Here is a 5,390-nt window from a genome sequence, read left to right as displayed (position 1 = left end):
CGCGCCCTCGCGCGCCAGGACCGCTGCCGTCTCGACGGCGAGTCGGGTCGTCCCGGCCCCGCCGGCGACCCCGACGAGCGCCGCAGTTCGTGGCTCCATGCCAGTAGTTTCGACTGACCATCCTACTAAAATTCGCGTGTTTCGTCGCGATTCTATCTCCGGGTGGACGGCCGTGGACCCCGACAGCGGCTCCGCGGGCGAGTGGAAGGCATTCGAGTCGCTACGTCTCGCCGGCGGCGTCCGCGATGTCGTCGGCGAGGTCGTCGAGTTCGTCGTCCGCGAGGTCCGGGCGACCGCCCGCTACGGCGTGGATGGGGGTGCCGCCGTCGCCTTCGAAGCGCGGGATGATGTGGCCGTGGACGTGCGGGACCTCCTGGCCGGCGGCCTCGCCGTTGTTGAACGCGACGGTGCTGGCGTCGGCGTCCACGACGTCCTCGACGATGGGCGTGAGGTAGTGCAGCGCCGCGAACGTCATCTCGCCGCTCTCCGGCGGCAGGTCGCCGAGCGTCTCGTGGTGGGCTTTCGGGATGACGAGCGTGTGCCCGGGCGCCAGCGGGTTCGCGTCCAGGAACGCGAGCACGTCGGCGTCCTCGTAGACGACGCGAGCGGGAATTTCTCCGTCGACAATCTGGCAGAAGATGCAGTCGTCGGCCATGTGGAAACGGACGGACGCCGGGATTAAAATACTACGCTCGGTCGCCGGCGGGGTCAGGCGCGGTCGGCGACGGCGGCGCGGAAGCGGTCGCGGTCCACCACCCGGAGCGTGAGGTCCCCGGTCGCGACGGCGGCGCCGTCCGCCCGTTCCGCCCCGACAGGCGAGGAGAGGTCCGGGCGGTCGACGGCGACCAGGGTCGGCGGTGACGCCGACGTCGCCGCCGACGGCGACGGGGGCCAGGTGCGAGATGGACGCGCCGCGCGTGATGACGCCCTGGCCGTCCTCGAGGTAGCCGCGCAGCGACTCGCGGGCGAGGACCTCGAATCGCTCCAGGAGGTGTGGGGTGCCCAGCACCTGCGTGGCCTCCTCGGGGGTTGCGTCGAGCGCGGCGGGTCGCCGGGCGGATCGTGGTGCGCGCCGAACGCGACGGTGGCGTGGTCGGCGTCGAGCGTGAACGACGACTCGCCGCGGACGTCGTCGTCGGCGAGCGCCGCGAAGGCGTCGGTCATGCCTGACGGCACGCGGCAGTACGTGTTAATCCTGACGCCGACCCGTGCAGAGTGCGTCCCGCAGGCCGGCGACGTACGCCTCGCGGGTCAGGTCGAGTCGGGACAGCCAGACGGCCTCGTAGGACGGGTGGAGCGCCGGCACGAGCGCGGGCGCAACGGTGGTGTCACCGCTGCGGACGCCCGGCCACTCCAGCGGTCGTCCGTCGCGTACGCAGTCGCCCACGGTCGAGACGAAGCCATCGAGCGACCGGTCGGCGAGTTCGAGGAGGCTGGCAGTGGCGTGTTTCCCCGTCGCGAGGACGGCCTCCGGGGCGACCATCGCGAGTTCGTCGGCGAGGTGGGTGGCACACGTCTCGCGTTCCGTCCGGGTGGGGTCGCGGTTCTCTGGCGGGTGGCACTTCACGGCGTTCGTGAAGTACGCGTCCGGGTGCCCGAGGTCGGCCGCGAGGGCGCGAACGCGCCTGCCGGAGTGTCGGGTGGTGTAGGCCATGCCGGTGTGGTTGCCGCCCCGCCACACCTCGGCGTCCGGGTCGCCCGCGCCCGGGGCTTCGCCGACCACCACCAGGTCGGCGTCCAGCGGCCCCTGTCCCCACGAGATACAGCTCCGGGATTCGGTGAGCGCGGGGCAGCGAGTGCAGTCACCTTCGAGGACGTGGCGGGTCGCAGTGTCCGGGAGTTCGGGCACACTCACCAGTCCGTCAGCCGCTGTCAATAGCCTTGTGCGCGTGCAGCACCCCAGAGCGCGCCCGCCATCACGACGAGCGACGCGACGAACACGGTCCACGCCGGGAGCCCCCAGACGAGCATCGCGGCGCCGTACGCGACCACGAACAGGCCAGTCGCGGCGACCGCGTTCCCGCCGTGGACTGCAGCGTACTCGGGCGTGGTCGCGCCGTGGTAGTTCGCGAGCAGGTCCGCTCGCCGGGACACGCGAATGATGGCGCCGAGGGCAGCGACGAGGGCACCGACGGCGACGAATCCCCACGCCGCGACAGTAGCGTCGTTTGGCACGTGTTACGCAGTCAGCGGCGGCACGCGTCACTCAGTCAGTGGCATCACGATGCCGAACACCAGCGGACACAGCAGAATTCCGAGGACGCCGAGCACTTCCGCGTCGAACAGCAGCGTGCGCTCCCACGCTGGCAGCGATTCGGCGGCGAACGCCAGTCCGAGTGCGCCCACGAGGAACAGCGCGAAGCTCGCCAGCGTCCCGCGTTTCGCGACCGTTGCGTAGTCGATGTTCCCGTAGCGGTCCATATCTCGGTCACCTGTCGGGTCGCTCGTAAGTTTTCTGTTCGAGACAGAAAGGCTATGAACGGCGACCCGATACCGGAGTGTATGCTCAACAACTTCGCGGAACTGTTCGACCTCGTCGTGACGCTGGGGTACGCTGTGCTCGGTGCCGGGCTCATGGGGACGGGGCTGCTCGCAGAACTGCGGAGCGTCTCGTCGCTGTCCGGCGGCGAGTTCGTCTTCGGGCTCTGGATGGCGGGCGTCGGCGTCGTCGCCATCGCGGCCGGGACGATGCTGTTCACGGACAAAGTGAAATCCCGGCTGGCCGCGTAAGGTCGAACGACCGCGGAGGGCCGCCGCCCGCCTTGCTGGCGGGCGACGGTGTGGGCTGTACAACCGATTACCCTTTTAGGTGCGAGCGAGTCGACTGCCGTATGGACCGATTCGGCGACGTGCCCGACCAGTACGACCCCGAGGACGTGGAAGACCGGGTGTTCGACTACTGGGACGACGTCGACGCGTACGAGCAGGCCAAGGAGCATCGGGCCGACGGCGAGGACTACTTCTTCGTGGACGGCCCGCCGTACACGTCCGGCTCGGCGCACATGGGCCACGCGTGGAACAAGAGCCTCAAGGACGCCTACATCCGGTACAAGCGGATGCAGGGGTACGACGTGACCGACCGGCCGGGCTACGACATGCACGGCCTCCCCATCGAGACGAAAGTCGAGGAGGAGATGGACTTCGCGAACAAGAAGGACATCGAGGAGTTCGGCGTCAACAACTTCATCGACGCGTGTCGCGAGTTCGCCGAGAACAGCCTCGACTCCCTCCAGGAGGACTTCAAGTCCTTCGGCGTCTGGATGGACTGGGACGACCCCTACAAGACGGTCGACCCGACGTACATGGAGTCGGCGTGGTGGGCGTTCAACCGCGTCCACGAGCGCGACCTCGTCGAACAGGGCAAGCGCTCCATCAGCCAGTGTCCGCGCTGCGAGACCGCGATCGCGAACAACGAGGTGGAGTACGAGGACGTCGAGGACCCCTCGATCTACGTGACCTTCGACCTCGACGACCGCGAGGGGTCGCTGGTCGTCTGGACCACGACGCCGTGGACGATTCCCGCCAACGAGTTCGTCGCCGTCGACGAGGAGCAGACCTACCAGCAGGTGCGCGCCGTGCAGACGACGACTACGCCCGACGGCGAGGAGGTCGTGGAGACGGAGGACGTCCTCTACGTCGCCGAGGACTGCGTCGAGGGCGTGCTGTCGGCGGGCCGCTACGACGACTACGAGGTCGAGGACTCGTTCCCCGGCAGCCACATGCTCGGCTGGTCGTACACGCCGCCGCTCACCGAGGAGGTGCCCGCGAACCCCGCGGACGCCGACGGCGTCCACCAGGTCTACCACGGCGACTGGGTGGAAGCCGACCGCACCGGCCTCGTGCACTCCGCGCCCGGGCACGGCGAGGAGGACTTCGAACGCGGCCGGGAACTCGGTCTGCCCGTGTTCTGCCCGGTCGGCGGGGACGGCGTCTACACCGAGGAGGGCGGCAAGTACGAGGGGCAGTTCGTCCGCGACGCCAACGAGGACATCATGGCGGACCTCGCCCGGTTGGGCGCGCTCCTCGCGAAGCAGACCGTCGAGCACTCCTACGGGCACTGCTGGCGCTGTGACACCGGCATCGTCCAGATCGTCACCGACCAGTGGTTCATCACCATCACCGACGTGAAAGACGAGCTCCTCGAGAACATGGAGCACTCGAACTGGTACCCGCAGTGGGCCCGCGACAACCGCTTCCGGGACTTCGTGGAGAACGCGCCGGACTGGAACGTCAGCCGGCAGCGCTACTGGGGCATCCCCATCCCCATCTGGACGCCGGAGGACTGGAGCGGCGACGTCGAGGACGTGCTCGTCGTGGGGACCCGCGAGGAACTCGCGGACCTCGTCGACCAGGACGTCGACCCCGACTCAGTCGACCTCCACAAGGACACCGTCGACGACCTCACCATCACGCAGGACGGCACCACGTACACGCGCGTGCCGGACGTCTTCGACGTCTGGCTGGACTCCTCGGTGGCCTCCTGGGGCACCCTGAACTACCCCTCGGAGACCGAGGCCTTCGAACAGAAGTGGCCGTCGGACCTCATCATCGAGGCCCACGACCAGACCCGGGGCTGGTTCTGGTCGCAACTCGGCATGGGGACCGCGGCGGTCGGCGAGTCGCCGTACCGGAACGTCCTGATGCACGGGCACGCGCTGATGCCGGACGGCCGCGCGATGTCCAAGTCCAAGGACATCCGCATCGACCCCCAGGAGCTCATCTCCGAGTACGGCGCCGACCCGATGCGGCTGTTCGTGCTCGCGGTGACGCCGCGCGGCGACGACATGCGGGTGGCCTACGACGAGGTCCAGAACATGCAGCGGGACCTCAACATCCTCTGGAACGTCTTCCGGTTCCCGCGGCCGTACATGGAGATGGACGACTTCGACGCAAACGTCCCCGAGGGCTTCGGCGGCGACGGCAGCGGCGTGGCCGTCGAGGACGTCAACCTGGAGACCGTCGACCAGTGGCTGTTGTCGACGCTCCAGCGCGTGAAAGCCGACGCAACCGCCGCCTGGGAGGACTTCCAGCAGGACAAAGCCCTCGAGGAAGTGCTGTCGTTCGTCACGGAGGACCTCTCCCGGTACTACGTGCAGGTAGTCCGCGAGCGCATGTGGGAGGAGGGCGACTCCGAGTCGAAGACCGCGGCGTACGCGACGATGCAGCGCGCGCTGCTGGAGGTCACCGCGCTGCTGGCGCCGTACGCGCCGCTGGTCACCGAGGAGCTCTACCAGCACCTCGCGGGCGACGACGGCTACGCCACCGTCCACATGTGCGACTGGCCCGAGGTCGACGAGCGCTACCGGCAGCCCGCCCTCGAGGACGACGTCGCGATGCTGCGTGACATCGAGGAGGCGGGCAGTCACGCCCGCCAGCAGGCCGGCCGGAAG

Annotated in this window: 6 protein-coding genes and 1 pseudogene; 2 read left to right on the top strand and 5 right to left on the bottom strand. The window is 68.9% G+C overall.

Annotation, left to right across the window (positions count from 1 at the left end; all coding sequences use genetic code 11):
- Window positions 1-220: 220 nt before the first annotated feature.
- From GRX66_RS16150 to GRX66_RS16130, 5 genes and pseudogenes are all read right to left on the bottom strand, one after another.
- Window positions 221-655, bottom strand: coding sequence for an HIT family protein (locus GRX66_RS16150; protein WP_159527446.1), 435 nt, complete (start codon window positions 653-655; stop codon window positions 221-223).
- Between the two features lie 258 nt (window positions 656-913).
- Window positions 914-1,009, bottom strand: a pseudogene (locus GRX66_RS20845) (hypothetical protein); the annotation flags it as partial.
- A gap of 180 nt (window positions 1,010-1,189) precedes the next feature.
- The gene (locus GRX66_RS16140; protein WP_325064156.1) at window positions 1,190-1,849 is read right to left on the bottom strand and encodes a uracil-DNA glycosylase; all 660 of its coding nucleotides are present in this window, start codon (window positions 1,847-1,849) and stop codon (window positions 1,190-1,192) included.
- Window positions 1,850-1,872: 23 nt separating this feature from the next.
- Window positions 1,873-2,175, bottom strand: coding sequence for a hypothetical protein (locus tag GRX66_RS16135; protein ID WP_159527444.1), 303 nt, complete (start codon window positions 2,173-2,175; stop codon window positions 1,873-1,875).
- Window positions 2,176-2,202: 27 nt separating this feature from the next.
- Window positions 2,203-2,421 carry a DUF7860 family protein gene (locus GRX66_RS16130; RefSeq protein ID WP_159527443.1) on the bottom strand — a complete coding sequence of 73 codons (219 nt, stop codon included), beginning with the start codon at window positions 2,419-2,421 and terminating at the stop codon, window positions 2,203-2,205.
- Window positions 2,422-2,502: 81 nt separating this feature from the next.
- Between GRX66_RS16130 and GRX66_RS16125 the strand changes: the two genes are divergently transcribed.
- Complete coding sequence (locus GRX66_RS16125) at window positions 2,503-2,730, top strand: hypothetical protein (RefSeq protein WP_159527442.1); 228 nt, start codon at window positions 2,503-2,505, stop codon at window positions 2,728-2,730.
- Between the two features lie 101 nt (window positions 2,731-2,831).
- Window positions 2,832-5,390, top strand: a 2,559-nt coding sequence (ileS, locus tag GRX66_RS16120; RefSeq protein ID WP_159527441.1) for an isoleucine--tRNA ligase, incomplete at its 3' end; no start/stop codon positions are given.

The organism is Halobacterium bonnevillei (assembly GCF_009831555.1).
GTDB lineage: Archaea > Halobacteriota > Halobacteria > Halobacteriales > Halobacteriaceae > Halobacterium > Halobacterium bonnevillei.
Note: the sequence above shows the minus strand (reverse complement) of the source record. Positions and strands in the feature narration are given on the sequence as shown.